Origin of the sequence: Pseudomonas sp. Z5-35 (assembly GCF_051131945.1) — a bacterium.
Lineage (GTDB): Bacteria > Pseudomonadota > Gammaproteobacteria > Pseudomonadales > Pseudomonadaceae > Aquipseudomonas > Aquipseudomonas marvdashtae.
The window spans coordinates 3,368,503-3,394,259 of the sequence record NZ_CP071640.1 but is presented as its reverse complement, the minus strand read 5'-3'; the positions used below and the strand labels follow the sequence as shown (position 1 = coordinate 3,394,259).

Here is a 25,757-nt window from a genome sequence, read left to right as displayed (position 1 = left end):
GGTCATTCAGACCCCAGCGTCACGCGGCAGCCCTTGCGATGGCGGATCTGTTCGTCCGAGGGGCGCTCCAGGATGAATTCGAAACGCGGCTCGCCTTCGCTGTAGATCACCAGCCAGCCCCATTCCAACTCGTTTTCATCCTGCCCTGGGCGGGGCGGCGCGGCCCACCAGGGTTCTTTTTGCATGATCTGGCGCATCGTTTACCTCCTGCCGGTTGGTCTTTTGAACTATAGACTGCGGGATTTTCATCCAGCTCAGTGTGCTCTGCCCACGCCCAACGGCGTCTAGCGTCTGTATCCCCGCACTCGAACGGGGAATGATCGGACCCATGCGCACATGCAAGCACTGTTGAACGAGATCCTCGACGCGGTTCGCCCCCTGATCGGCCAGGGCAAGGTAGCCGATTACATTCCTGCTCTGGGCACGGTGCCGGCCAATCAGCTGGGCATTGCCGTGTACAGCAATGACGGTGAGATGTATCGCGCAGGCGATGCTGACACGCCGTTTTCGGTACAGAGTATTTCCAAGGTCTTCAGCCTGGTGCAGGCGATCGAGCATTCCGGCGAAGCCATCTGGGAGCGCTTGGGCCACGAGCCGTCCGGCCAGCCTTTCAACTCGTTGGTGCAGCTGGAGTTCGAACGCGGCCGGCCGCGTAATCCGTTCATCAACGCCGGGGCCCTGGTGATCTGCGACATCAATCAATCACGCTTCGCCGCTCCGGCGCTGTCGATGCGTGATTTCGTACGTCGCTTGTCGGGCAATCCCCAAGTGATGGTGGATGGCAAGGTCGCCGAGTCGGAATACCAGCACCGCGCGCGAAACGCGGCGATGGCCTATCTGATGCAATCTTTCGGCAATTTCCATAACGACGTGGAAGCGGTCTTGCGCAGCTATTTCAGCCACTGCGCGCTACGAATGAACTGCATCGACCTGGCCCGTGCGTTCTGCTTCCTGGCCAACGATGGTTTTTGCAAGCACAGCGGCGAGCAGATCCTCAGCGCTCGCCAGACTCAGCAGGTCAACTCCATCATGGCCACCAGCGGCCTGTACGACGAGGCGGGCAACTTCGCCTATCGCGTTGGCCTGCCGGGCAAGAGCGGCGTGGGCGGTGGGATTGTCGCCGTGGTGCCGGGGCAGTTCACGGTCTGCGTCTGGTCGCCGGAACTCAACGTTGCCGGCAATTCCCTCGCCGGCATGGCGGCGCTGGAACTGCTCAGCCAACGGATCGGCTGGTCGGTTTTCTGATGACAAAAAAAAGGCCCGCTGCTGATTCAGGAGCGGGCCTTTTGCTAAGGAATGTCAGCAGAGGCGGTCAATGACCCGAACCTCAGCGCTGTCCTGCACCGACGGCCAGGCCTGGGTCAGCGTTTGTAGCACGCGGCCCATGAAGTCCTTGTCGGCGGCGGCTTTCTTGCCGACGTAGCCTTGGCCACGGCGGTACATTTTCAGCCGGGCGCATAGGTCTTGCTGGTGCTTGTCGAACTCGTCTTCCTGGGTGAAGGGCGAGAGGCAGTCCATATGGACCTGGCCGGTCTTGCTGATCCACAGGATGTGGCTGTCCAGGCTGTCTTTGTGTGCTGCGAACATGCGAGCCAGTTCATCAATAGATGGTTGATTATTCAGATTCATGTGTAAGCCCCTTGACCATTTGGTTGATCTGTCTGGTGGTTCGCAAAACTTCGCTGTTCGGTGATGTTTGCCTGTCACCGAAACCAGGCCGTCAGCGTTCATCCGTCGAGCTTCGACGGGGTCGTGCATCAGTTATGTAGTGTTATCGAAGGGCTGCTACGCAAATGCGCTACAACGAAGAAAAACAGCGAAGAATCTTCAGGCCAGTGTCGACTTTGAGGGTCGAGCCCATGCGTCATGAGGATTGATCGCCAGCGTTTCTCGTCCTTGTCACCGGACGGTCATGCCAGGTCAGCACCTTCAATCTGCCTTGTGGGCAGTCCCTTTACCAAAAAAACAGCTCGGCGGTCAGACGAGCTTGCTCAAACATTTGCCTGTACTCCCGATCGGGGAGACGTCTGCATCATGCAAGGGCAAATCGGAGGCGTCAACGGTTTTGTAGTGATTATTTTTTGGCACTACATATTGTCGGACAAAATGGTTTGGGTATGGAAAAACAACTGCGGGTGGTTTCCCGTGGCGAGGGAGCTTGCTCCCGCTGGGGCGCGAAGCGGCCCTAAAAAAGGCACATGCGATGTGTCAGACATATTGTGTGAGGTTACTTGGGGCTGCTACGCAGCCCAGCGGGAGCAAGCTCCCTCGCCACGGGATCGCATCTGGCTTGCTCTTCTGCGGCAGGGCTCAGGTGGCCTTGGCCGTGCTCGCCTTGCGCGGTGCGCCGTCAGTTTTGCGCTTGGCCGGCTTGCGTTTTTTCTTCCACGGCGCGGCCCCACGTCCGGCGGGGCTGGCCGGGCCGTTGATGGTCAGGCTCATGCCTTGGCAGCGGGCGACGTGCTTGCTCATCCAGGCGGCTTGCCGGGTGACGAATTCTTCCAGGCTCATTTCGCCGCTTTGCACCATGTCCAGCGCTTGTTCCCAGATCGCAGTGGTGCCGGGGTCGGCGATCGCCCTAGGCACCGCGTCGATCAGGCTGAACGCCGCTGGAGTGGCGGCCAGGGCCTTGCCGTTCTTTACCAGATAACCACGATCGAGCAAGCCCTGGATGATCGAAGCGCGGGTCGCTTCGGTGCCGATGCCGGTGGTGTCCTTGAGCTTCTGCTTGAGCAACGGATCCTCCACCAGCTTGGCGACGTTCTTCATCGCCTTGATCAGGTCGCCCTCGGTGAACGGCTTGGGTGGCTGGGTCCACAGGTCTTTGTGAATCACCTCGTCGACTGTGCAGTCGCGGCCTTCGGCCAGCGGCGGCAAGGTTTGTGGCACGGGTGCTTCGCGTCCCCGTGCCGGTGCGAGTGCTTCGGGCAGGGCGCGCTTCCAGCCGGGTTCGACGATCTGCTTGCCGACCGCGCGCAGGGCCTGGCCGGCACAATCGAAGTCGGCCTGGGTCCGGTCGTATTCATGGTTGGGCAGGAACTGCGCCAGGTAGCGCGCGCGAATCAGCGTGTAGACAGCGCGCTGCTTGCCGGCGAGCTTGTCGAGGTTCTTCGCCGCAGCCGTGGGAATGATGCCGTGGTGCGCGCTGACCTTGGCGTCGTTCCAGGCGCGGGATTTGCGTTGGGGTTGCAGGTGATCGCGCAGCGGTGCAAGGCCCGGATCGGCCTGGGCAAGGGCGGCGAGAATGGCGGGCGCTTCGCCGTGCTGGCTCACCGGCAGGAAACCGCAATCGCTGCGCGGATAAGTGATGAGCTTGTAGGTTTCGTAGAGCGACTGGGCAACGTCCAGGGTTTCCTGGGCGCCAAGGCCGAGCTTCTTCGAGCAGACTTCCTGCAGGGTGCCCAGGTCGAACGGTAGCGGCGCCGCTTCGCGCAGGCGTTCGGTGCGTACCTTGATGACCCGGGCGGTGGCAGCGTTGCCCATGGCCTGGGCGGCGTCGCGGGCCAGGGCCTGGTTCAGGCAGCGTTCCTGGTCGTCGCAGGCGTCCGGATCGGCGCGCCATTGAGCGGTGAAGGCGGTGCCGGTATCGCTCAGTTGCACGTCGATGGCCCAGTAGGCGACCGGTACGAAATCGGCAATGCTGCGGTCGCGATCCACCACCAGTCGCAGGGTCGGCGTCTGCACGCGGCCCACCGGCAAGACGCCTTGATAACCGGATTGGCGCCCCAGGAGCGTGAACAGGCGACTCATGTTCATGCCGATCAGCCAATCGGCCCGTGAGCGGCCGAGGGCCGAATGGTACAGGTTGAAGGTTTCCGTGCCGGGCTTGAGTGCGCCGAGGGCCTTGCGGATCGACGCGTCGTCCAGGGCCGACAACCACAGTCGCTGGATCGGCCCGCGATAGCGGCAATGCTCGACCAGCTCCCGGGCGATCATTTCGCCCTCGCGGTCGGCATCGGTGGCGATGACCAGTTCCGTCGCTTCCCCCAGGAGCCGCTTGACCGCTTTGTACTGCCCGGCGGTTTTCGGCTTGACCGTCATTTTCCATCGCGCCGGCACGATGGGCAGGTCGGCCAGCACCCAGCGCTTGTAGCGCGCGTCGTAGGCGTCGGGTGGGGCGGTTTCCAACAGATGGCCGATGCACCAGGTGACCGTGACGTTCGCGCCCAACCAGCAACCGTCGCCGCGCCGCGTGGCGCCCAGCACTGTGGCGATGTCCTTGGCCTGGGACGGTTTTTCACACAGGTACAACCGCATAACGCCTCTTCCTAAGCAGGTTTCATGGGGCGCTAGCATGGTCAGGGATCGGCGCCGGAGCAAGCTTTATCTGTATGGATATACAGATAAAACGTTGCGCTGCGTTGCAACAGCCCGCTTGGCTTGTCGCTTGGCGACTGAATAGGCAAGCAGAATGAATTTCTCGCAAGGGCATCGCTCATAACTTGCAGAGCGATTGAAACCGCAGAGCAAGTTAATGGAATCAAGGAGAGTCACTTTCATGAATTCGATGCCGAGGGGCAACGGACAGGCGACCACGCGTTTGATTCTCGTTGTTGAGGATGATCCGACCATCCTGGAGTTTTTGTGTGAAATCCTCGAGGAAGAGGGGTTTGTCGTCGAGCCCCGGGAGAGCGCTGATTCGGCACTGACCTTTCTCGAAGAGAGCGCCGATTACGTGGACCTGCTGCTGACCGATATCACCATGCCTGGGGCGATGGACGGAGCGGACCTCGCCAACCTGACCGGGGATCGCTGGCCACAGATACCACTGCTGATCATGTCGGGCTTCGAGACGCCGGAAAGCGCGGGGATCAAGCACCAGGCCTCGTTCATCGCCAAGCCGTGGGCGCTGGGGCAGATGCTCGATCTGGTGGAAAGCACGGTGAAAGATCACTCGGTGCATTGATGGCTGTAATGCAGCTCCCGTGGCGAGGGAGCAAACTCCCTCGCCACAAGGGACAGATCCTCAGTTGGTATCCAAATCCACGTTCCTCGTTTCCCGCAGGCAGATCATCCCCACCACCAGGCTCACGCCCGTGATCACCACCGGGTACCACAGCCCATAGAAAATATCCCCGGTATAGACCACCAGCGCGAACGACACGGTGGGCAGGAAGCCGCCGAACCAGCCATTGCCGATGTGGTACGGAAGGGACATCGACGTGTAGCGAATGCGGGTCGGGAACAGTTCCACCATCAGCGCCGCCAGCGGACCGTAGCACATCGCCGAGATGATGATCAGCGCCACGATCAGGGCGACGATCATCGGCCGGTTGATCTGCTGGGCGTCGGCCTGTTGCGGGTAGCCCGCCAGCGTCACTGCGCCGCGCAGGGCGGCTTCGTCGTAGCCTTCGAGTTTCACGTCACCGACGCTCACTTGCACGCTGCTGCCGGCAGGCGCCGCGACGCTGCTGTAGGGCAGGCCTTGCTTGACCAGGAAGGTCTTGACCTTGTCGCAGGGGCTGTCGAAACGCGCCTTGCCCACCGGGTCGAACTGGAAGGTGCAGGTGGCCGGATCGGCGACCACGGTGATCGGTGCCTGGCGGCTTGCCAAGTCGATGGCCGGGTTGGCGTAATGCGCAAGCGTCTTGAAGATCGGAAAGTACAACGCCGTCGCCAACAGCAGGCCGATCATCAGTATCGGTTTGCGTCCGACCTTGTCCGACAGCCAGCCAAAGAAGATGAAGAACGGTGCGCCGATGATGACGCTGACGATCAGCAGGCTATTGGCGAGTGCCGGGTCCATCTTGAGGAACTGGGTGAGGAAAAACAGCACATAGAATTGCGCGGCATAGAAGGTCACCGCTTGCCCGGCGTTGATGCTGAACAGGGCGATCAGCACCACCTTCAGGTTTTCCCATTTGCCGAACGATTCGCGGATCGGCGCCTTGCAGCACTTGCCTTCTTCTTTCATTTTCAGGAAGGCCGGCGACTCGTGCAGGCTCAGGCGGATCCAGGTGGAGATGCCCAGCAGCAGGATCGACAACAGGAACGGAATGCGCCAGCCCCAGACTTCGAACTGGTCACCGGTAAAGTAACGGCACCCCAGCACCACCAGCAGCGAGAGCAACAGCCCCAGGGTGGCGGTGGACTGAATCCAACTGGTGTGGAAACCGCGCTTGCCCATCGGCGCGTGCTCGGCGACATAGGTGGCCGCGCCGCCGTACTCCCCGCCCAAGGCCAGGCCCTGGAGCATGCGCAACACCACCAGGATGATCGGTGCGGCGATGCCGATGCTGGCGTAGTTGGGCAGCAGGCCGACGCAGAACGTGGCCAGGCCCATCAGCACGATGGTCGCCAGGAAGGTGTATTTGCGCCCGATCATGTCGCCCAATCGACCAAACACCAAGGCGCCGAACGGACGCACGATGAAGCCGGCGGCGAAGGCCATCAAGGCAAAAATGAACGCCGTGGTGTCGTTCACCCCGGCGAAGAACTGCTTGCTGATCACCGCCGCCAGGGCGCCGTAGAGAAAAAAGTCGTACCACTCGAACACCGTCCCCAGGGACGAGGCGAAGATGACTTTCTGCGTTTCCTGACTGGTGCCGGCGCTGCGCGTGGCTTCCAGGGGCTGAACATGCTCAGACATAGCGGTATCCCTCACAGTGATTGTTTTTGTTGTTCCACTGCAACGCCGGGTGGGGCGTCTCCTGACTTGACGCATTTTCCTTGGTTTACATTTGTTCCCTCGCCACGGGGGCTCTTGGTGTTTTTCAGACCGTGGCGGGCTGCTTTTGTGTCGTGATGCTGGTGATCGCTGGCGCTAGCATCATCTGCGCCGCCTTCTCGGCAATCATCAGCGTCGGCGAGCAGGTGTTGCCCGAGATGATGTGCGGCATGATCGAGGCGTCGGCGATGCGCAGGCCCTTGATGCCATGCACGCGCAATTGCGCATCCACCACGGCGTCGGCGTCCGGGCCCATGCGGCAAGTGCCCACCGGATGGAAAATCGTCGTGCCGATGCGCGCGGCGGCCTGGTGCAATTCTTCTTCGGTTTGCAGGCTGGGGCCGGGCAGGTATTCCACCGGCTTGAAGGCGCCCAGGGCCGGGGAGGCGACGATGCGTCGGGTCAGGCGGATGGCGTCGGCGGCGACCCGCAGGTCTTCGGGATGGCTCAGATAATTGGGCTGGATCAACGGCGCGTCACGGGGATCGGCTGAGCGGATATCTACGCGGCCGCGGCTCATCGGACGCAAGTCGCACACCGACGCGGTGAACGCCGCAAAGCTGTGCAGCGGTTCGCCGAAGCGCTCCAGGGACAATGGTTGTACGTGGTATTCGAGGTTGGCCGAGGTCTGTTCCGGCCCCGAGCGGGCGAACGCACCGAGTTGGCTCGGGGCCATGGAAAGCGGGCCGCTGCGGTCGTACAGGTAGCGCAAGCCCATGCCCATCTTGCCCCACAGCGTGCCGGCGATCTGGTTCAGCGTACGGGCGTTTTCCAACTGGTAGATCAGCCGCAACTGCAAGTGATCCTGCAAGTTGCCACCAACGCCGGGCAACTCGTGGACCACGCCGATGCCCAGGCGCTGCAACAGGCTGCGCGGGCCGATCCCGGAGCGCTGCAAAATACTCGGCGAGCCAACGGCGCCGGCGCACAGGACGATTTCCTTGCGGGCCTTGAACGTCATGTTTTCGCCTTGCCAGCGGGCGCTGACGGCGTGGGCACGATCGTCACGCAACAACACGCGATCCACCTCGACCTCGGTCAATATCGTCAGGTTGGGGCGATTGCGAATCGGTTTGAGAAAGGCCTTGGCGGCGTTCCAGCGCACCCCGGCTTTCTGGTTGACCTGGAAGTAGCCGCAGCCTTCGTTGTCGCCACCGTTGAAATCGTCGACGCTGGGGATACCGCTCTGCTCGGCAGCGGTGCGGAAGGCATCGAGAATCGGCCATGACAGGCGCTGGCGTTCGACTCGCCATTCCCCGCTCGCGCCATGAAAATCGGAGTCTCCCGCGAAGTGGTTTTCGCTCTGCCTGAACAGCGGCAACACGTCTTTCCAGGCCCAGCCGGGATTACCCTCGGCGGCCCAGCCGTCGTAGTCCGCGGCCTGGCCGCGCATGTAGATCATGCCGTTGATCGATGAGCAGCCGCCCAACACCTTACCGCGCGGATAGTTCAGCGCGCGACCTTGCAAGCCCGGTTGTGCTTCGGTCTTGAAGCACCAGTCGGTGCGCGGGTTACCGATGCAGAACAGGTAGCCGACCGGGATATGAATCCAGGGGTAATTGTCACGGCCACCGGCTTCGAGCAGCAGCACCCGGTGTTGCGGGTTGGCTGAAAGGCGATTGGCCAAAAGGCATCCGGCGGGGCCGGCGCCCACGATCACATAATCGTATTCATCGACGACAGGTTGCATTCGCGACCTCATTTTTTGTTCTTGTGGGACTCATCCTAGTTGTTAGTTTTCGTCAAAAGAATGTTAGTTTTTGCGCAGCGGCTGTGCGTTTATAAACAGCCCTCACTTTCAGGCGTTTGCAAGGAAGGCTCATGTTCGATTGGAATGACCTGCGCTACTTCCTGGAACTGCAACGCAGCGGCCGCTTGTTGACCGCCGCGCGACGGCTCAACACCACCCATGCCACGGTGGCGCGGCACATCGAGGCCATCGAGAAAAGCCTCGGCACGGCGTTGTTTGTCCAGCACGCCCAGGGCTACGAACTGACCCCAGCGGGTGAAGCACTGCTCAAGCATGCCGAAGCCATGGAGAACGTCGCGCTGCTCGCCCAGGAAGACATCACCCAGTCCAGCGCACCCCTGGGCAAGATCCGGTTAGGTGTGACGGAAGGGCTGGGCATCATGTTCCTGGCCAGTCGCATGAATGGGTTGTTCGAGCGTTATCCGGGGTTGGAGGTGGAGCTGGTCGCCGTGCCGCGGTTCGTCAGTATCCTCAACCGCGAGGCGGAAATCAGTATTCACCTTGAACGGCCGGCGGCCGACCTGCTGGTCACTCGCAAACTCACCGATTACCGCCTGGCCCTGTATGCCAGCCAGGGCTACCTGGACCGCTCGCCGCCGTTGCACAGCCGCGAGGACCTGGCTCGTCACGCCTGGATCGGCTATGTCGACGACCTGTTGTTCAGCCAGGAATTGATGTTCCTCAACAGCTTTTGCCGCAAGCCGCGGGTCGTCTTCCACAGCACCAGCGTCATCGCCCAGCAGCAGGCCGCGCGTTCGGGCCTGGGAATCGCCGTGCTGCCGTGCTACATGGCCAGCAGCGATCCGACGCTGGTGCCTTTGCTGCCGGACGAAAGCATCTGCCGCAGCTACTGGATCAGTACCCGCCGCGAGCTGCACAAATCCGTCCGGTTACGCGTGTTGTGGGATTACGTGGTGCAGTTGTGCGAGCGTGAGCAGGGGCTGCTGCTGCCTTAGCCGCGCTGCCAAATCCTCCGTCAGTCTAGAACCCTGTGGCGAGGGAGCCAGCGGCCTCGCCACAATGATTTGTACAGCCCACCTGTGAACTGACTGGCGGCGCTTGTCAGAAAAAACCGACAGGAGTACAAATGTACTCCATGACGACTCTCACTCCTCGCCGCACCGCTATCCTGACCTTTATCCGCGAACGCATCGCCGAGCAGGGCCAGCCTCCGAGCCTCGCTGAAATCAGCGAGGCGTTTGGTTTCGCCTCTCGCAGCGTGGCGCGCAAGCATGTGCTGGCGTTGACCGAGGCCGGTTTCATCGAGGTCAATCCGCACCAGGCCCGAGGCATTCGGCTGCTGAACCAACCGCCACGCCCCGAGTTGCTGGACGTGCCGGTGCTGGGGCGGGTGGCTGCCGGGCTGCCGATTGGCGCCGACGCCGAGGTTCACAGCCGCCTGCTGCTGGACCCGGCGATTTTCACCAAGGCGCCGGATTATTTGTTGCGGGTCCAGGGCGATTCGATGATTGAGGACGGCATTCTCGACGGTGACCTGGTGGGTGTGCAGCGCACGCCCCAGGCCGCCAATGGGCAGATCGTCGTGGCGCGCCTGGACGGGGAAGTGACTATCAAGCGCTTCGAGCAAGTCGGCGAGCGCGTGCGCCTGTTGCCCCGCAACCCGGCCTATCAGCCAATCATCGTTGCAGCCGACCAGGACCTGGCGATCGAAGGCGTGTTCTGTGGCTTGGTGAGACAAGGCTGATGGGCGCTGTCGTTGCGCTGGACACGCTGTTCAATGGCGGCCAGGTCTGGAAGGGGCGACCTGCGCCGCCGGCCGCCAGCCCGCAGCCCACCGGTCATGCGGCGCTGGACGCGGCATTGCCCAATGGCGGCTGGCCGGAAGCGGCACTGACGGAAATTCTCATCAGCGCGCCGGGCGTGGGCGAGTTGCAACTGGTCTGGCCGACCCTCGCGCGGCTGTCGGCGGCGGGGGAGCGGATCGTGCTGGTGGCGCCGCCGTTCGTACCCTATCCCCAGGCTTGGCGAAATGCCGGGGTCGACCTGCGCCAACTGTCGATCATCCAGGCCGATCAACGCGATGCCTTGTGGGCCACTGAGCAATGCTTGCGTTCGGGCAGTTGCGGCGCGGTGCTGTGCTGGCCTCGGCAGGCGGATGACCGGGCCTTGCGCCGTTTGCAAGTCGCGGCGGAAACCGGCCAGACCCTGGCGTTCGCCTGGCGCTCGATCCAGGAAGCCATCAACCCGTCTCCGGCGGCCCTGCGGATTGCCATCGATGCCCGGCCGGCACAATTGCGAGTGCTCAAGTCCCGGGGCGGGCTGGCTCGTTCGGCACCGATTGCGTTTCCCACGCACACCGAGCATTGAGGTTGCGATGCGCTGGGTCTGTATCCTCTTTCCGCAATTGGCGTTGGACGCCGCGTTGCGCCAGCGCCCCGATCCCGACGAGCCCCTGGCGCTGCTGACCGGTCCGGCCCAGCGTCGAGTGTTGCAAGCGGTCAATGAACCGGCCCGCGCCCTGGGCTTGCGGCCCGGGCAGACCATGACCGCCGCCCAGGCCCTGAGCAAAGGGTTTGCCACGGCCGAGTACGACGCGGCGCAGATCGAGCATTGGCAACAATTCCTGGCAGCCTGGGCCTACCGCTTCAGTTCCCAGGTCAGCGTGCATTACCCGCGCACGGTGGTGTTCGAAATCGAATCGAGCCTGGGGCTGTTCGGGCCCTGGCCGGTATTCGAGGCGCGCTTGCGGGACGAACTGACGGAACTGGGCTTTCGCCATCGCATCGTCGCTGCCCCCAACCCGGTGGCAGCGCGGGTACTGGCCAATGCTTATGATGCCCTGGTGGTGCCCGATGGCGAGACCCTGCAAGCGTACCTGGGGCACATGCCCGTGGACCGCATCGGCCTGGCGCCCGACGTGGCCACGGCGTTGTCGCGCATGGGGCTGCGCCGCCTGGATCAGGTCCAGGCCTTGCCCCGACACACCTTGGCGCGGCGCTTCGAGGCCGACGTGCTCAAGCACTTCGACGCGCTGACGGGCAATCGCCCCCTGGCGCTGTCGTTCTATTTGCCTGCGGACCGTTTCGATGTGCGTATCGAGCTCAATTACGACGTGCAATCGCACCAAGCGTTGCTGTTTCCGCTGCGCCGCTTGACCGGTGATCTGTCGGCCTTTTTAGCCGGGCGCGACAGCGGCGTGCAGCGCTTCGACCTGCATCTGGAGCATGCGGGTTTGCCCGACACGGTGATCAAGGTCGGCCTGCTCAGCGCCGAGCGGGACCCTTCAATGCTGTTCGAACTGGCTCGTGGCCGTCTCGAACAGGTACAGGTCGAGGCACCCGTGCGCGGTGTTCGGTTGTGCGCCGAAGACCTGCCGAGCTTCGTGCCCCAGCGCCTGGAGTTGTTCGACGAACGTCCCCAGCAGTCCTTGCCCTGGGAGCAATTGCGCGAACGACTGCGGGCGCGCCTGGGCGACGATGCCGTGCAAGGGCTGGGGTTTGGCGACGATCATCGACCCGAGTGCGCTTGGCAACTGACGCCCGAGCCTTGGCGCCAGGCCTGTCCTCTGCGCGATGAAATCCAGCGTCCCGGCTGGCTGCTTGGCGAGCCCCAGGCGTTGCCCGAGAGTCAGGCGCGCATCCTCATGGGCCCGGAACGCATCGAGTCCGGCTGGTGGGACGGCGCCGACGTGCGCCGCGATTACTACCTGATCGAAACCCGTACCGGGCAACGCGCCTGGGCCTATCGACCGGTGGGTGAAAGCGGGCCGTTATGGCTACAAGGCTGGTTCGCATGAACATCGACTACGCCGAACTGCATTGCTTGTCGAACTTCAGCTTCCAGCGCGGCGCCTCCAGCGCCCTGGAGCTGTGTCGCCGTGCCAGACAACAGGGCTATCGGGCCCTGGCGATTACTGATGAATGCACCCTGGCCGGGATCGTCCGGGCCTGGCAGGCGGCCAAAGAGCTGGAGCTGCAACTGATCGTGGGCAGCGAAATCCAGGTCGAGGATGGCCCCAAGCTGGTGCTGCTGGTGGAAAACCTCGAAGGCTATCAAGCCTTGTGCCGGCTGATCACCCGCGCCCGGCGTCGCAGCGAGAAGGGCCGTTATCGCATCGTCCGGGAAGATTTCGACGAACCCCTGCCGGGACTGTTGGCGTTGTGGGTTCCCGGCGGCAAGGATCCCGAGGCGCAAGGCCGTTGGCTCCAGCGTTTTTTTGCCGGGCGCCTGTGGCTGGCCGTGCAGTTGCATTGCGGACAGGACGACCGCAAGCGCCTGGCCGACTTGCTGGCGTTGGCCACACGCCTGGATCTTCCTGCTGTCGCCACGGGCGATGTGCACATGCATGTTCGCGGTCGCCGCGCCTTGCAAGACACCATGACTGCCATCCGCCACCACGTCACCGTGGCCGAGGCGGGCCAGCGTCTGCATCCCAACGGCGAGCGTCATTTGCGCAGCCGCAAGGATCTGGCCGATCTCTACCCTCGCGCCTTGCTCGATGAAACCCTGGAGATCGCCCGGCGTTGTACCTTCGATCTCGATCAGTTGCGCTATGAATACCCGCGCGAGCTGGTGCCTGAGGGCCACGACTCGGCATCCTGGCTGCGGGAGCTGGCCGAACGCGGCATGCGCGAGCGGTGGAAGGACGGCGTGGAAGACAAGGTGCGGGTGCAGATCGACAAGGAATTGAAGTTGATCGCCGAGCTGGGTTACGACAGTTATTTCCTCACGGTCCACGATATCGTCAGGTTTGCCCGCAGCCGCAATATTCTCTGTCAGGGACGCGGGTCAGCGGCCAACTCGGCGGTGTGCTTTGCCCTGGGCATCACCGAAATCGACCCGAGCCGTACCGAGATGCTGTTCGAGCGTTTCCTGTCCCGCGAGCGCAATGAGCCGCCGGACATCGATGTCGATTTCGAACATGAGCGCCGTGAAGAAGTCTTGCAGTACGTGTTCCAGCGTTATGGCCGACATCGCGCGGCGTTGACCGCAGTGGTCAGCAGTTACCACGGTGCCGGGGCGGTGCGCGACGTGGCCAAGGCCCTGGGCCTGCCGCCGGACCAGGTCAATGCCCTGGCCGATTGCTGCGGGCGTTGGAGTGACGAGGCACCGCCATTGAACCGCTTGCGTGAGGGCGGTTTCGACCCGGACAGCCCGGTGTTGCGTCGGGTGCTGGGGCTGACCCAGCAGTTGATCGGCTTTCCCCGGCACTTGTCCCAGCACCCCGGCGGCTTCGTGATTTCCCAGCAGCCCCTGGACACCCTGGTGCCGGTGGAAAACGCCGCCATGGCCGAGCGCACCATCATCCAGTGGGACAAGGACGACCTCGATGCGATCGGGCTGCTCAAGGTGGACATCCTGGCCTTGGGCATGCTCAGCGCGATTCGCCGATGTTTCGATTTGATCGCGCACTACCGGGGCATACGCCATACCTTGGCGTCGCTGGCCAAGGACGACAAAGCCACGTTCGATATGATCAGCCGCGCCGACACCATCGGCGTGTTCCAGATCGAATCCCGAGCGCAGATGGCGATGTTGCCGCGGCTCAAACCCAAGGAGTATTACGACCTGGTGATCGAAGTGGCGATCGTGCGGCCGGGACCGATCCAGGGCGGCATGGTCCATCCGTATCTGCGTCGGCGAAACAAGGAGGAGGCTGTCACTTACCCTTCGCCAGAATTGGAAGAAGTATTGGGACGTACCTTGGGTGTTCCGCTATTCCAAGAACAGGTCATGCAGATCGCCATCGTCGCCGCGGGTTACAGTCCGGGTGAAGCGGACCAGCTGCGTCGCTCCATGGCTGCCTGGAAACGCCACGGTGGGCTTGAGCCTCACAAGAAGCGGCTGGCCGACGGGATGGAGGCCAGGGGTTACAGCCTTGAATATGCCGCGCAAATCTTCGAGCAGATCAAAGGCTTCGGCAATTACGGTTTCCCTGAATCCCACGCCGCCAGTTTCGCCTTGCTGACCTACGCCAGCAGCTGGCTCAAATGCCACGAACCGGCGGCGTTCGCCTGTGCCTTGATCAACAGTTGGCCCATGGGGTTCTACAGCCCGGACCAGATCCTCCAGGATGCTCGCCGCCATCAGTTGCAGATCCGTCCGGTGGACGTGCGCGCCAGCGATTGGGACTGCAGTCTCGAACCCTTGGAAGGCCAGCAACCGGCCATTCGCATGGGCCTGCGCATGATCAAGGGTTTTCGCGAGGACGATGCCAGGCGCATCGAGGTAGCTCGCGGGCAGCGGGCTTTCAGCGATGTGGCCGACCTCGGCGAGCGTGCTCGACTTGATGCCCGGGCCTTGGCACAACTGGCTGACGCCAGTGCCTTGCGCGGTCTGGCCGGCGATCGCCACCGCGCCCGTTGGGACATTGCCGGGGTACAAAAACAACTGGGCCTGTTCGCGGGCCTGCCCAGTCAGGAAGAGTCGCCCGTGGATTTGCCAAAACCCACCGTGGGAGAAAATCTGTTCGCTGACTACGCCACGCTGGGCACGACGTTGGGCCCTCATCCGCTGGCCTTGCTGCGTCCCGAACTGCGCGCCCGGCGCTGCCGCAGTTCGCGGGAGTTGCAGGACGTTGAACATGGTCGCAACGTCAGCGTCGCCGGTCTGGTCACCGGTCGCCAGCGCCCGGGCACGGCCAGCGGCGTGACCTTCGTCACCCTGGAAGATGAATTCGGCAACCTCAACGTAGTGGTTTGGCGCGACCTCGCCGAACGCCAGCGCAAGGTCCTGGTGGGATCGCAATTGCTCAGGGTGGATGGGCGCTGGGAGAGTGTCGGTGAAGTCCGCCACCTGATCGCCGGGCGCTTGAGCGACCTGACCGGACTGCTGGCGGGCATCCATGTGCGCAGCCGGGATTTTCGTTAGCGCTGCAGCCCGTGGCGAGGGAGCTTGCTCCCGCTCGGCGGCGCAGCCGTCGCAATACAGCTGGCGCGGTCCGTCTGAAGAATCAGGAAAACCGATTTGGGGCGGCTGCGCCCCCCAGCGGGAGCAAGCTCCCTCGCCACGGGGAGCGGCGCGCACCTGCCGCATGAAACCAATTGCCAACCTTGCGCTCGAAGCACTAGCACAAGGGACTTGTGGTATGCCGCTTCCCTGCTGGTAGTTTGAGGTGAGAGTCGTTCCATGAAGTTCTTATCCCAGAATAACGGGTGTCCCGGATGGGACGGCGAAATGGCCCGGCGCATCCGGGCGTACGATTGGGGTCGCACCGAACTGGGCGCGATCGAGCACTGGTCCGCCAGCCTGCGCAGCGCCGTCCAATTGATGTTGGCTTCGCCCTTGCCAATGGTCATGTTGTGGGGCCGCCAGGGCTTCATGATTTATAACGACGCCTATGCCGAGTTTGCGGGCGGCCGTCATCCCTATCTGTTGGGACGCGCGGTGGAGTTGGGCTGGCCGGAAGTGGCCGAGTTCAATCGCCACGTGCTGGACGTGTGCCTGGCCGGTGGCACGTTGTCCTATCGCAGCAAGGAGCTGGTGCTGCTGCGCGATGGCAAGCCCGAAGATGTCTGGATGGACCTCTATTACAGCCCGGTGCCCGACGACGATCACACACCGGCGGGCGTGTTGGCCATCGTCGTGGAAACCACCGAACTGGTACTGACCGAGCGGGCCCGGCAAGAGGCTGAGCGCGGTTACCGTGCGGTGAATGAACGCATCCAACTGGCGCTCTCGGCCGGGCCGTTGCTGGGTTCGTTTGTCTGGGATATCCAGGCCGACACCCTGTCTGGCGATGAGCGTTTCGCGCGTACGTTCGACTATCCGCCGGAATGTCCGCTGGACGCATTGCCCATCGAAATCGCACGCCAGCGTATCCATCCGGATGACCTTGAAGACGTTGAGCAACGGGTCGATTTGACGGTGCGCACGGGCACACCCTACACCGCTGAATACCGTCTGCGCCGTGGCGAGGGCGATTACCTTTGGGTGCTGGCCAGCGGTCGATGCGAGTTCGATGCGTTGGGCAAGCCCCTGCGCTTTCCCGGTGTGCTGATCGATATCAACGAGCGCAAGACCGCCGAAGCCTCATTGCTCAAGTTCACCCGCGATCTGGAGCAACGCGTCGCCGACGAGGTACAGGCACGGTTGGCGGCTGAAGATCAGTTGCGCCAGTCGCAGAAACTCGAGGCCATCGGTGGGCTCACCGGCGGCGTGGCCCATGACTTCAATAATCTGTTGCAGGTGATCGCCGGCAACCTGCACTTGCTGGCTCGTCACGAACCTGACAATCCCAACGTGCAGCGGCGGGTGGGGGCTTCAATCGAAGCCGTGGAGCGGGGCGCCAAGTTGTCATCGCAACTGCTGGCTTTTGCCCGACGCCAGCCATTGTCGCCGGCGGTCTACAACCCACGGCGCATCTATGATGGCCTGGGCGAGTTGCTGCAACGGGCCTTGGGCGAAACCATTCGGATCGAGGTCTCGTTGCCCGTTGAGCCTTGGTGTATCCATGTCGATCGCAACCAGTTGGAAAATGCCCTGTTGAACTTGGCGATCAACGCCCGCGATGCCATGGGCGGCGAAGGCGTCATCAGCATGATCGGCGACAACATCGTGCTGGATGAATCATCCTGCGTTGGCAAGGGCGTCGCTGCCGGCGATTACGTACGACTGTCGGTGATCGACAGCGGCGCAGGCATGGCGCCGGAAGTCCTGAACCAAGTGTTCGAGCCATTCTTTACCACCAAGACCGACGGCCAGGGCACCGGGCTCGGGTTGAGCATGGTCTTCGGGTTCGTCAAGCAGAGCGGCGGTCATATTGAAATCTCCAGCCGCCCGGGGGAAGGTACCCAGGTGCACATGTACTTCCCGCGCAGCCACCAGCCTGAAGCCTCGGATCCGGCGCACCAGCGCACACTCGCCTCCGGCGGACAGGAAACGATCCTGGTGGTGGAAGACAACGATGAAGTGCGCAGCGCCTCGGTGGACTTGCTCGAACTGTCCGGTTACCGGACCTTGACCGCCGCCAACGGCGACGAGGCAATGAAGCTCTTGCTGGAAGGCGTCGCGGTGGATCTTATTTTCACTGACGTGGTCATGCCCGGCCTGATCAAGAGTTCCGACCTGGCGGCCTGGGCCAAGGTCCAGATCCCACCGGTGCCCGTGTTGTTCACCTCGGGGCACACGCGCGACATCATCTCGCGCAACCATCAATTGAGTCCCGACACTTATTTGCTGAGCAAACCCTATAACCCGGAGGCGCTGACCCGGATGGTCAGGTCAGTACTGGGCGGGTGAACGCGACACTGTAAACAAAATGGAACCCAGGCCCCTTCGCGACCTTCGAATAACCAAGGCCGGTCATTAGCCGGCCCTGTCATGAGAGGTGCCTATGAACGACAAGCCTGCAAATACGCAGCAGCAAGGCCAGACGCAGACCACGTCCCCGCGCAACGACCCGGCCATTGATCCGCAGACCCAGGCCAACTCGTCGGGCGCCCAACCGGTGAGCCCACCTGGGGCGGACGAGGCCCAGAGCGCTGATAGCGAGGTCGATCAGAAACAACATCACCAGGACAATGACAACACCTTCAGTCCAGGTTTCGAGCCTGATCCTGATCGGCCTAAGTCCGATGACAGCACGGATGCTGACATCGACACTGACGGCGGTTGATTGCCAGATGGACAGGTTCCCCCCGGTGTGCGGCAAGGCAGTGCACACCGGGAATGGATCATACCCCTTGGCTTCAGCCGCTCAGCGCGTGCCCTTACAGCGATCCAGGGCGACCACCACCAGCGACACCAGCACGAACCCCACCAGCACCATGACCGCGTTGATCAACACTTGCGTAAGCCCCAACGTGTTCACTTCGATAAACGGATAAGGATACGAGTCGACAATGGCGCCCCGCACCAGCGCATAAATGAAATAAGCCAGCGGATAAAGCAGCCATGGTCCGATATCCCGCCATTGCAGCGGTGCCTTGGGCACGCAGAACCACCAATAGAGCATAAACACCACTGGCATCACATCGTGCAGCAATTCGTCGGCCACCCATTGCCAACCTTGCGGATCCCAGACATGGCGCAGCAGCAAGTTGTAGGCCAGCCCGACCAGTACAATCGAAGCGGCCACACCGCCCTGGACCTTGGGGTTCAGGAAAAACCGGCGCAATGCCGAATCCCCTGAGGTGGCGGCATAGCTCAACACCAGTGCGACGAGAATATTGGTCAACACAGTGAAATAGCTGAAGAAAATGTCCACCCCTCCCAGCAGACTCTTGCCGCCCTGCCAACGCGAGACAAGGATCAGGCAGAGTTGGAGAGTCAAGGCAAACCATCCCAACAGTGCTGCAATCTTCACGGCGATGCCGCTGCCGCTTCGAGTCAATACCAGCTTATCGCTCATGATTTCGCTCCTGGCTAAACGAAACCTGCAACGGCAAAGCCCCCATTAGGTTGGACGCTCATGAACAGGTGTCTGTTGAGCGGGACCCTAGGAGAGCACAGCAACAGTTTCTACTGTAGGAATTGACAGTGCCGACCGGCGGTAGCAGGGGCAGGGAGTTATTGCAGGGCAAAGAGAAGGGAGCGGGGCCGTCTTTCCGTGAGGACGGCCCCGGGACTTGCGGTGTTACTTGCTTGGATGAGCAGCCTGAAGTTTCTTGGCCATTTCGAGATGATGCTGCAGGTCCGGCAACATTTTCTGGGCGAACGCTTTCAGTTCGGTATTACCGGGCTTCTTGTCGTCGGTGACGGTCTCGGCCTCCTTCTTGAACAGGGCGATGGTTTCTTCATGGGCCATCACCTGGTTATTGGCGTAGGCCGGATCGAAGGACTCATCGCGCACATCAAGAATCTTGGCCTTGGCCTTCTTCATCAACGTGGTGTCGTCAGGGACTTCGATGTCATGTTTTTGCGCCAGCGCCTTCAGCTCTTCATTGGCTTTGGTGTGGTCGGTAATCATCTTGTTGGCGAACTCCTTGATGTCCGCCGATTGGCTTTTTTGCAATGCCAGCTTGCTGGTTTCGATTTCCGCAATGCCGCCGGCCGCCGCGTTGTCGACGAAGTCGTTGGACGTCGCGGCCCATGCCATGCCCATGCTGGTACTCAAGGCAACTGCCAGGCCGAGTTGACGCAGGGTAAATCTGTCCATAGGTAAGTCTCCACACAGGTTGTACAAGTGTTTCTTGTGGTCACTGATCAATGGAGGGCGATACGCGGGTGAAGGTTTGATCGCAGCGCATGGCGGGACGACGAACGGTCACCGCTGGTCGGATTGGCGGTCGACAGAAGCCGACCGGCAAGGCCATGCTGATGACAGGCAGTGCCAAGAAAAGCACGTGCCACCGAACTCATGAAGGAGGTGCTCCATGCCGGTGTCCCATGATCTTTGCCAGGATCTTGATTGCACAACAGACCACATCCAGCAAAAACGTAGCGAGGATCCGACGCTCGACGAATTGCTCAAGAAGTATGCGCGAATCGATGCCGAGGTCGTGAACGCCGAGAAGCCGCCCGTCACGCTTTCCGATCCTGCTTTGGAGACACTCAAGAAAGAACGCTTGCAGACCAAGGACAAGATCGCCAAGTTGGTGCAGAGGTAGCAGGATGGCGATTAGCTAAGAACCGTTGTGGCGAGGGATAAATCCCCTCGCCACAGATACCGGGGCATCAGCCCAGCGGATCCCAGCGCTGGGACCAATCGCTGCCCGTCTTGACGATCCCCCGCAACACCTCGAATGCCTGCTGCAACGCCGCCGAATCCCGATCCCTGGAATACACCAGGTAGGTCGGGTAGTTGAACTCCGGCGCCTTGGGCACCCGCTCGAGGATTCCACTGTCCAGGTAGCTCTGCACGACCCGCGTGCGGAAATAACCGCTGCCACCGTTTTCCAGGATGTACTGCAACGCCAGGGGGCCGAGATTGAAGGTCACGGCGGCCTTGGCCTTGTCCGGCAGCGCTGTATCGTGCTGCCGGCGAAAATCGGCGCTCCAATCGATGTACACGTAGGGTTCGGGGTGAGCAGCCAGGCGCACGAGGATGAGCTTTTCTTCCAAAAGCTGTTCGACTTGCAGCCTTGGCCAGTATTCGGGCTGATACACCACCGCTGCGTCCAGCAGCCCCAGCTCCAGTTGTTGCAACAGCTTTTCCCCGTCACGGATGTCCATGCGCAGGGCGTGGCCGGGAATTGCCTGGCGCAGCGCCCCGGCCCAGGCAAGCATCAAGGGGTTGCACAAACTGACTTCTCCGCCGAGGTGCAGAACGTTGCGATAACCCTCGGGCAACGGCAGGTCGCGGCGAGCGGCCTCCCAGGTTTGTACGAGCTGATTGGCATAGACCACGAAGGCTTCGCCATCGGCGGTCAACCGGGCGCCGGCCCGGTTGCGCACGAACAACCCACAGCCGAGCTGGCTCTCAAGCTTCTGTACCCGGGCGGTAATTGCAGTCTGGGTGACGTGCAGCTTTTCAGCCGCGGCGGCGAGGCTGCCGTGGCGGACAATTTCCAGGAAGGTGCGGGCGAGGTCGATGTCCATGGTCGGGCCGTTGCGGGGGAAGCGGGCATTGTAAGAGCTGGCAGTTTTGTCCGATACCACCATGATCCGCTCGCGATGCGGTGGCCATGCAGAGGAAACAAAAATCCCGCCACAAGGGCGGGATTCGGCTACAGCGGTGGCGCGAGCCGATCTCAGGAAGGGAACAGCTCGGACAGCTTCATCGATAGCATCATGTCGCCTTCGACGCGCAGCTTGCCGCCCATGAAGGCTTGCATGCCGTCAGTTTCGCCGCTGACGATGCCCTTGAGGGTTTCGCTGTCCATGATCAGTGTGCAATTGGCGTCGGGGTTCTCGCCTTCCTGGATGTCGCAAGTGCCATCCTTGACGATCAGCGCGTACTGCTTGTCTTCGTCAGTGATATTGAAACCAAACACCAGGTCCAGGCCGGCAGCGGCGGCTGGGTTGAACTTGGCTTGCATGGCTTTTACGGCGTCGGCTACGGAGGTCATGGTTTCGGTCCTTATTTGGGTGGTACAGCAAGGGTCTGCAAGTAATCCGGACTCAGCGAAAGGTGATGAGGTCCGGGGTCTTCAGCAGTTGCAGGTGCGCATGACTGTTGAAGGAAGCCAAGGCCACCTCGCGGCCCCTGAATTTCAGGTGGTTGAGCGAGGTGTTGACGATCTGCCAGTTCAGTTCGAAGGCCTGCCGGGCAGGCATCTGGGTAATCAGGTGGAGCAGGGCGGTAATGGTTCCGCCGGAGGTGAACACGGCGATCTTGTCGGTCTTGTCGGCCTTTTCGAGGAGGCGCTGCAGGCCAGCCTGGACGCGCTCGACGAAACCCAGCCAGCTTTCCAGCCCCGGCGGGTCGTATTGGCCAGCGAGCCAGCGCTCGACGATCAAGGCAAAGATACGCTGGAATTCGGCGCGGTTCTGCGCAGCATTACGCAGGATATGCAGGGCCTCGGGCTCTTCGGGCAGCATGTCCGGCAACAGGGCGCGGATCACTGCGTCGGCATCGAATTCATTGAACGCGGCGTCGATTTCCAGTTCTGGAACCGGCAGCCCGGCGGCGGCCATCTGGCCTAGCGCGCCGATGGCGGTGTCCTGCTGGCGACGCAGGTCGCCCGAGAGGCAGCGATCGAACACGACCCCGAGCTCCGCCAGATGGCTGCCCAGCACTTGCGCCTGGTGTATGCCGTTGGGCGAAAGGACATCGTAGTCGTCCGCACCGAAGGAGGCCTGGCCATGTCGAATCAGATAAATGCTGCCCACGTCCGCGTCATCCCGGTACGTTGAAGGTTTGGCGAGGTTATGAGGATGGCGTTGGCCTGTCAATGAAAAAACATACGCTTGTTTGAAATGGTCGTTACAGCCCATAGCGAGGGAGCCTGCCCCCTTGAGTGCTTGGCTTCACCTTGGCGGACGCTAAGGTAACCACAGATTTCATGGCTGGCAGCAGGGCAGGCGCATGGGTATGCTGGCAGCGTTACGCGCCTGCGTTCAGTGGCGCATTGCATTTAAGGAGTCGCTGTGGAGTTTTTTGTCGAATACGCCGGTTTCCTGGCCAAGACGGTGACGCTGGTGATCGCCATCCTGGTGGTCATGGCCAGTTTTGCTGCGCTGCGCAGCAAGGGGCGACGCAAGTCGGCCGGGCAGTTGCAGGTCAGCAAGCTCAACGATTTCTACAAAGGGTTGCGCGAGCGCCTGGAGCAGACGCTGCTGGACAAGGACCAGCTCAAGGCCCTGCGCAAGTCCGAAGGCAAGGCTGAAAAAGCCGGGAAGAAACAAAAAGACAAGCCGGCCGCCAAGCCTCGGGTGTTCGTGCTGGATTTCGACGGTGACATCAAGGCTTCCGCCACCGAAAGCCTGCGCCACGAAATCACCGCGCTGCTGACCCTGGCGACCCCGAAGGATGAAGTGGTGCTGCGCCTTGAAAGCGGTGGCGGCATGGTTCACAGCTATGGCCTGGCCTCGTCGCAACTGGCGCGGATCCGCCAGGCCGGCGTGCCGCTGACGGTGTGCATCGACAAAGTCGCGGCGAGCGGCGGCTACATGATGGCGTGCATCGGCGAGAAGATCATCAGCGCCCCCTTCGCCATCCTGGGCTCCATCGGCGTCGTCGCCCAGTTGCCCAACGTCAATCGCCTGCTGAAGAAACACGACATCGATTTCGAAGTGCTGACAGCCGGCGAATACAAGCGGACCCTGACCGTGTTTGGTGAAAACACCGAGAAGGGCCGGGAGAAATTCCAGGAAGACCTGGACATTACTCATGAGCTGTTCAAGAACTTCGTGGCCAACTATCGCCCGCAACTGGCCATCGATGAAGTGGCGACCGGTGAAGTCTGGCTGGGTGTTGCCGCACTGAGCAAGCGTCTGGTTGACGAGCTGAAAACCAGCGACGAATACCTGGCCGAACGGGCCAAGACCGCTGAGCTTTATCACCTGCACTATGCCGAACGTAAAAGCCTGCAAGAGCGTATTGGCATGGCCGCCAGCGGTTCGGTGGACCGCGTGCTGCTGAGCTGGTGGAGTCGCCTGACGCAGCAGCGGTTCTGGTAACGCGCGGTCATTGACCGGTGAATAAGAAAGCCCTGATCCGGTGCACCCGGATCAGGGCTTTTTCGTTTTCCCGTTATCAGCGACGACGAAACAGCGGCAGCGGCTCGTCGGTAGCGGCCTGGTAGGTCACGGAGAAGTCCTTGAGGCTTTCGAGAGCTTCATAGGGGTCTTTGTCGGCCCGCAGGGCAAAGGCGTCGAAACCGCAGCGGCGCATGTAGAAGAGCTGGTCGCGCAGCACGTCGCCAATCGCCCGCAATTCGCCTTTGAAGCCATAACGGTCACGCAACAGGCGGGCGTTGGAGTAGCTGCGCCCATCGGTGAAGGCCGGGAAGTTCAAGGCAATGACCTGCAACTGATTGGCGTCATCGCCGATTTCTTCGGCTTCCTCGTCGGCGTCCAGCCACACGCCCAGACCGCCGTCGCGGGCCTTGAGGGCGTGGGCATGGTCGCGCCACAGGGCCAAGGGCACGATCAAGTCATCGCAGTTGGAAATGCCATCGAAGGTCGCGTCCTTGGGCAGCAGGTGCCAGGTTTCGTCGATGACCTCGTTGTTCTTAATGATTCGCTGCATAGACGCGTTCCTTGAAGAGGTCGATGCCAATACGTTGATAAGTGTCGATGAAACGCTCGTCTTCGGTACGTTGTTCGATGTACACGTCGATCAGTTTCTCGATCACGTCAGGCATGGCGTCCTGGGCAAACGACGGGCCAAGGATCTTGCCCAGGCTGGCGTCGCGGTTGCCACTGCCGCCGAGGGAGACCTGGTAGAACTCTTCGCCTTTCTTGTCCACGCCCAGGATGCCGATGTGGCCCACGTGGTGGTGGCCGCAGGCGTTCATGCAACCTGAAATGTTCAGGTCCAGCTCGCCGATGTCGAACAGATAATCGAGGTCGTCGAAGCGGCGCTGGATCGATTCGGCGATCGGGATCGACTTGGCGTTTGCCAGGGAGCAGAAATCACCGCCGGGGCAGCAGATGATGTCGGTCAGCAGGCCGATGTTCGGCGTGGCGAAACCTTGCTCGCGCAACTCGCCCCACAGGGTGAACAACTGGCTCTGCTCGACGTCCGCGAGGATGATGTTCTGCTCGTGGGAGGTGCGCAGCTGGCCGAAGCTGTAGCGGTCGGCCAGGTCGGCGACGGCGTCCAGTTGTTTGTCGGTGATGTCGCCCGGCGCAACGCCGGTGGGCTTCAGGGACAGGGTCACTGCAACGTAGCCCGGCTTTTTGTGGGCCAGGGTGTTGCGGGTACGCCAGCGGGCGAAACCGGGATGTTCCTTGTCAAGGGCAGCCAGTTCGGCGTCCCCATTGTCCAAAGCCTTGTATTGCGGGTCGACGAAATGCTTGGCGACGCGTTGCACTTCGGCTTCGGTCAGGGTGGTCTGGCCGCCGCGCAGGTGGGCCATCTCGGCTTCGACCTTCTCGGCGAACACTTCAGGCGTCAGGGCCTTGACCAGGATCTTGATCCGCGCCTTGTACTTGTTGTCGCGACGACCGTAGCGGTTGTATACGCGCAGGATGGCGTCGAGGTAGCTCAACAGGTCTTGCCACGGCAGGAACTCGTTGATGAACGCTCCGACCACCGGGGTACGGCCGAGGCCGCCACCCACCAGCACACGGAAGCCCAGCTCACCTGCGGCGTTGTAGACCGTTTCCAGGCCGATGTCATGGACTTCAATAGCGGCGCGGTCCGAGCCCGAGCCGTTGATGGCGATCTTGAACTTGCGCGGCAGGTAGGCGAATTCCGGATGGAACGTCGTCCATTGACGGACGATTTCGCACCATGGGCGCGGGTCGATCACCTCGTCGGCCGCAACACCGGCAAACTGGTCGGTGGTGACGTTGCGCAGGCAGTTGCCGCTGGTCTGGATCGCGTGCATCTGCACCGTGGCCAGTTCCGCGAGAATTTCCGGCACGTCTTCCAGGGCAGGCCAGTTGTACTGGACGTTCTGCCGGGTACTGATGTGGGCGTAGCCCTTGTCATAGTCGCGGGCAATCTGGGCCAGCTTGCGCACCTGGCGCGAAGTCAACTGACCATAAGGCACCGCCACGCGCAGCATCGGGGCGAAGCGCTGGATATACAGGCCATTCTGCAAGCGCAGAGGGCGGAATTCTTCTTCGCTCAGCTCGCCTGCCAGATAGCGTCGGGTCTGATCCCGGAACTGCTTGACGCGGTCCTCGATGATCCGCTGATCGTACTCGTCATATACGTACATATAAGTCTCGTTCTCAGGCTTGGGCCGATCAGAAACAGCTGCAGGTGGCTCGCTGAAATCGGGTTCTGCCTCGGCAATTCTGCGCGCACGGCCGCGCACTCCTAGAGGAGCCGGTGCAAGATACCTGTTTTGAGTTATGCGCAAAAGTGATGTTTGAGTATAT

23 protein-coding genes are annotated in these 25,757 nt (G+C 61.8%); 11 read left to right on the top strand and 12 right to left on the bottom strand.

From position 1 onward, the window contains the following. Positions 1-2: 2 nt before the first annotated feature. Positions 3-197, bottom strand: coding sequence for a hypothetical protein (locus tag J3P95_RS15475; protein WP_434557672.1), 195 nt, complete (start codon positions 195-197; stop codon positions 3-5). 139 nt (positions 198-336) lie between these two features. Between J3P95_RS15475 and glsB the strand changes: the two genes are divergently transcribed. Next, positions 337-1,245 (top strand): glutaminase B, encoded by a 909-nt coding sequence (gene glsB / locus J3P95_RS15470; protein ID WP_434557671.1) that lies wholly within the window; start codon positions 337-339, stop codon positions 1,243-1,245. A gap of 54 nt (positions 1,246-1,299) precedes the next feature. On the opposite strand, the gene J3P95_RS15465 is transcribed toward glsB, so the two are convergent. Beyond that, positions 1,300-1,629, bottom strand: a complete 330-nt coding sequence (locus tag J3P95_RS15465; protein WP_434557670.1) for a hypothetical protein — start codon at positions 1,627-1,629, stop codon at positions 1,300-1,302. A 681-nt stretch (positions 1,630-2,310) separates the two neighbouring features. Continuing rightward, the gene (locus J3P95_RS15460) at positions 2,311-4,257 is read right to left on the bottom strand and encodes a DNA topoisomerase III (RefSeq protein WP_434580647.1); all 1,947 of its coding nucleotides are present in this window, start codon (positions 4,255-4,257) and stop codon (positions 2,311-2,313) included. 241 nt (positions 4,258-4,498) lie between these two features. Here J3P95_RS15460 and J3P95_RS15455 point away from each other — a divergent pair, with 241 nt between their 5' ends. Continuing rightward, positions 4,499-4,906, top strand: a complete 408-nt coding sequence (locus J3P95_RS15455) for a response regulator (protein ID WP_434580648.1) — start codon at positions 4,499-4,501, stop codon at positions 4,904-4,906. Positions 4,907-4,966: 60 nt separating this feature from the next. On the opposite strand, the gene J3P95_RS15450 is transcribed toward J3P95_RS15455, so the two are convergent. Both J3P95_RS15450 and J3P95_RS15445 read right to left on the bottom strand, forming a co-directional pair. Beyond that, positions 4,967-6,589: an MFS transporter gene (locus J3P95_RS15450; protein WP_434557667.1), complete on the bottom strand. Its 1,623-nt coding sequence runs from the start codon at positions 6,587-6,589 to the stop codon at positions 4,967-4,969. 124 nt (positions 6,590-6,713) lie between these two features. Then, positions 6,714-8,357: a GMC family oxidoreductase gene (locus J3P95_RS15445; protein ID WP_434580649.1), complete on the bottom strand. Its 1,644-nt coding sequence runs from the start codon at positions 8,355-8,357 to the stop codon at positions 6,714-6,716. A 131-nt stretch (positions 8,358-8,488) separates the two neighbouring features. On the opposite strand from J3P95_RS15445, the gene J3P95_RS15440 reads away from it, so the two are divergent. The 7 genes from J3P95_RS15440 (at position 8,489) to J3P95_RS15410 (ending at position 17,994) form a co-directional block, all read left to right on the top strand. After that, positions 8,489-9,373 (top strand): LysR family transcriptional regulator, encoded by an 885-nt coding sequence (locus J3P95_RS15440; protein WP_434557665.1) that lies wholly within the window; start codon positions 8,489-8,491, stop codon positions 9,371-9,373. A gap of 131 nt (positions 9,374-9,504) precedes the next feature. Then, positions 9,505-10,122: a transcriptional repressor LexA gene (lexA, locus tag J3P95_RS15435; RefSeq protein ID WP_434557664.1), complete on the top strand. Its 618-nt coding sequence runs from the start codon at positions 9,505-9,507 to the stop codon at positions 10,120-10,122. Beyond that, positions 10,122-10,745 carry a translesion DNA synthesis-associated protein ImuA gene (gene imuA, locus J3P95_RS15430; RefSeq protein WP_434580652.1) on the top strand — a complete coding sequence of 208 codons (624 nt, stop codon included), beginning with the start codon at positions 10,122-10,124 and terminating at the stop codon, positions 10,743-10,745. Before lexA ends, imuA begins: the two co-directional genes overlap by 1 nt. Before the next feature lie 7 nt (positions 10,746-10,752). After that, positions 10,753-12,174 (top strand): Y-family DNA polymerase, encoded by a 1,422-nt coding sequence (locus tag J3P95_RS15425; RefSeq protein ID WP_434580653.1) that lies wholly within the window; start codon positions 10,753-10,755, stop codon positions 12,172-12,174. Beyond that, positions 12,150-15,248 (top strand): error-prone DNA polymerase, encoded by a 3,099-nt coding sequence (locus J3P95_RS15420; RefSeq protein ID WP_434580655.1) that lies wholly within the window; start codon positions 12,150-12,152, stop codon positions 15,246-15,248. Before J3P95_RS15425 ends, J3P95_RS15420 begins: the two co-directional genes overlap by 25 nt. 258 nt (positions 15,249-15,506) lie before the next feature. Beyond that, positions 15,507-17,618, top strand: coding sequence for an ATP-binding protein (locus tag J3P95_RS15415; protein WP_434580656.1), 2,112 nt, complete (start codon positions 15,507-15,509; stop codon positions 17,616-17,618). 94 nt (positions 17,619-17,712) lie between these two features. Further along, positions 17,713-17,994, top strand: a complete 282-nt coding sequence (locus tag J3P95_RS15410) for a hypothetical protein (protein WP_434557659.1) — start codon at positions 17,713-17,715, stop codon at positions 17,992-17,994. A gap of 81 nt (positions 17,995-18,075) precedes the next feature. Here J3P95_RS15410 and J3P95_RS15405 read toward each other — a convergent pair whose 3' ends face one another. Beyond that, on the bottom strand, positions 18,076-18,729 hold the full coding sequence (locus tag J3P95_RS15405; protein ID WP_434580657.1) for a Pr6Pr family membrane protein: 654 nt from the start codon (positions 18,727-18,729) through the stop codon (positions 18,076-18,078). Positions 18,730-18,954: 225 nt separating this feature from the next. Further along, positions 18,955-19,476 carry a DUF4142 domain-containing protein gene (locus J3P95_RS15400; protein ID WP_434557657.1) on the bottom strand — a complete coding sequence of 174 codons (522 nt, stop codon included), beginning with the start codon at positions 19,474-19,476 and terminating at the stop codon, positions 18,955-18,957. A 217-nt stretch (positions 19,477-19,693) separates the two neighbouring features. Between J3P95_RS15400 and J3P95_RS15395 the strand changes: the two genes are divergently transcribed. After that, positions 19,694-19,927, top strand: coding sequence for a YdcH family protein (locus J3P95_RS15395; protein WP_434557656.1), 234 nt, complete (start codon positions 19,694-19,696; stop codon positions 19,925-19,927). A 67-nt stretch (positions 19,928-19,994) separates the two neighbouring features. On the opposite strand, the gene J3P95_RS15390 is transcribed toward J3P95_RS15395, so the two are convergent. The 3 genes from J3P95_RS15390 to J3P95_RS15380 form a co-directional block, all read right to left on the bottom strand. After that, positions 19,995-20,858 carry a LysR family transcriptional regulator gene (locus J3P95_RS15390; protein WP_434580659.1) on the bottom strand — a complete coding sequence of 288 codons (864 nt, stop codon included), beginning with the start codon at positions 20,856-20,858 and terminating at the stop codon, positions 19,995-19,997. 152 nt (positions 20,859-21,010) lie between these two features. Continuing rightward, complete coding sequence (locus tag J3P95_RS15385; protein WP_434557654.1) at positions 21,011-21,328, bottom strand: SCP2 sterol-binding domain-containing protein; 318 nt, start codon at positions 21,326-21,328, stop codon at positions 21,011-21,013. 52 nt (positions 21,329-21,380) lie between these two features. Continuing rightward, the gene (locus J3P95_RS15380; RefSeq protein WP_434580661.1) at positions 21,381-22,091 is read right to left on the bottom strand and encodes a histidine phosphatase family protein; all 711 of its coding nucleotides are present in this window, start codon (positions 22,089-22,091) and stop codon (positions 21,381-21,383) included. Between the two features lie 258 nt (positions 22,092-22,349). On the opposite strand from J3P95_RS15380, the gene sohB reads away from it, so the two are divergent. Then, entirely contained in the window at positions 22,350-23,381 is a 1,032-nt protein-coding gene (gene sohB, locus J3P95_RS15375; RefSeq protein WP_434580663.1) for a protease SohB, read from the top strand. 76 nt (positions 23,382-23,457) lie between these two features. Here the strand turns inward: sohB and J3P95_RS15370 are convergent, their stop codons facing one another. Further along, complete coding sequence (locus J3P95_RS15370; RefSeq protein ID WP_053121484.1) at positions 23,458-23,952, bottom strand: DUF934 domain-containing protein; 495 nt, start codon at positions 23,950-23,952, stop codon at positions 23,458-23,460. After that, a complete protein-coding gene (locus J3P95_RS15365; RefSeq protein WP_434580665.1) occupies positions 23,936-25,594 on the bottom strand; it encodes a nitrite/sulfite reductase in 1,659 nt (552 codons plus the stop codon). Before J3P95_RS15365 ends, J3P95_RS15370 begins: the two co-directional genes overlap by 17 nt. Between the last annotated feature and the right edge of the window lie 163 nt (positions 25,595-25,757).

Bases quoted from the DNA above. Each gene is read 5' to 3' on its own strand.
- J3P95_RS15455 (WP_434580648.1), top strand. From the start codon at position 4,499: ATGAATTCGATGCCGAGGGGCAACGGACAGGCGACCACGCGTTTGATT.
- J3P95_RS15410 (WP_434557659.1), top strand. From the start codon at position 17,713: ATGAACGACAAGCCTGCAAATACGCAGCAGCAAGGCCAGACGCAGACC.
- imuA (WP_434580652.1), top strand. From the start codon at position 10,122: ATGGGCGCTGTCGTTGCGCTGGACACGCTGTTCAATGGCGGCCAGGTC.
- glsB (WP_434557671.1), top strand. From the start codon at position 337: ATGCAAGCACTGTTGAACGAGATCCTCGACGCGGTTCGCCCCCTGATC.
- J3P95_RS15445 (WP_434580649.1), bottom strand. From the start codon at position 8,357: ATGCAACCTGTCGTCGATGAATACGATTATGTGATCGTGGGCGCCGGC.
- lexA (WP_434557664.1), top strand. From the start codon at position 9,505: ATGTACTCCATGACGACTCTCACTCCTCGCCGCACCGCTATCCTGACC.
- J3P95_RS15475 (WP_434557672.1), bottom strand. From the start codon at position 197: ATGCGCCAGATCATGCAAAAAGAACCCTGGTGGGCCGCGCCGCCCCGC.
- J3P95_RS15390 (WP_434580659.1), bottom strand. From the start codon at position 20,858: ATGGACATCGACCTCGCCCGCACCTTCCTGGAAATTGTCCGCCACGGC.
- J3P95_RS15420 (WP_434580655.1), top strand. From the start codon at position 12,150: ATGGCTACAAGGCTGGTTCGCATGAACATCGACTACGCCGAACTGCAT.
- J3P95_RS15370 (WP_053121484.1), bottom strand. From the start codon at position 23,952: ATGCAGCGAATCATTAAGAACAACGAGGTCATCGACGAAACCTGGCAC.
- J3P95_RS15440 (WP_434557665.1), top strand. From the start codon at position 8,489: ATGTTCGATTGGAATGACCTGCGCTACTTCCTGGAACTGCAACGCAGC.
- J3P95_RS15385 (WP_434557654.1), bottom strand. From the start codon at position 21,328: ATGACCTCCGTAGCCGACGCCGTAAAAGCCATGCAAGCCAAGTTCAAC.
- J3P95_RS15395 (WP_434557656.1), top strand. From the start codon at position 19,694: ATGCCGGTGTCCCATGATCTTTGCCAGGATCTTGATTGCACAACAGAC.
- J3P95_RS15460 (WP_434580647.1), bottom strand. From the start codon at position 4,257: ATGCGGTTGTACCTGTGTGAAAAACCGTCCCAGGCCAAGGACATCGCC.
- J3P95_RS15405 (WP_434580657.1), bottom strand. From the start codon at position 18,729: ATGAGCGATAAGCTGGTATTGACTCGAAGCGGCAGCGGCATCGCCGTG.
- J3P95_RS15400 (WP_434557657.1), bottom strand. From the start codon at position 19,476: ATGGACAGATTTACCCTGCGTCAACTCGGCCTGGCAGTTGCCTTGAGT.
- J3P95_RS15450 (WP_434557667.1), bottom strand. From the start codon at position 6,589: ATGTCTGAGCATGTTCAGCCCCTGGAAGCCACGCGCAGCGCCGGCACC.
- J3P95_RS15365 (WP_434580665.1), bottom strand. From the start codon at position 25,594: ATGTACGTATATGACGAGTACGATCAGCGGATCATCGAGGACCGCGTC.
- J3P95_RS15425 (WP_434580653.1), top strand. From the start codon at position 10,753: ATGCGCTGGGTCTGTATCCTCTTTCCGCAATTGGCGTTGGACGCCGCG.
- J3P95_RS15415 (WP_434580656.1), top strand. From the start codon at position 15,507: ATGAAGTTCTTATCCCAGAATAACGGGTGTCCCGGATGGGACGGCGAA.
- J3P95_RS15465 (WP_434557670.1), bottom strand. From the start codon at position 1,629: ATGAATCTGAATAATCAACCATCTATTGATGAACTGGCTCGCATGTTC.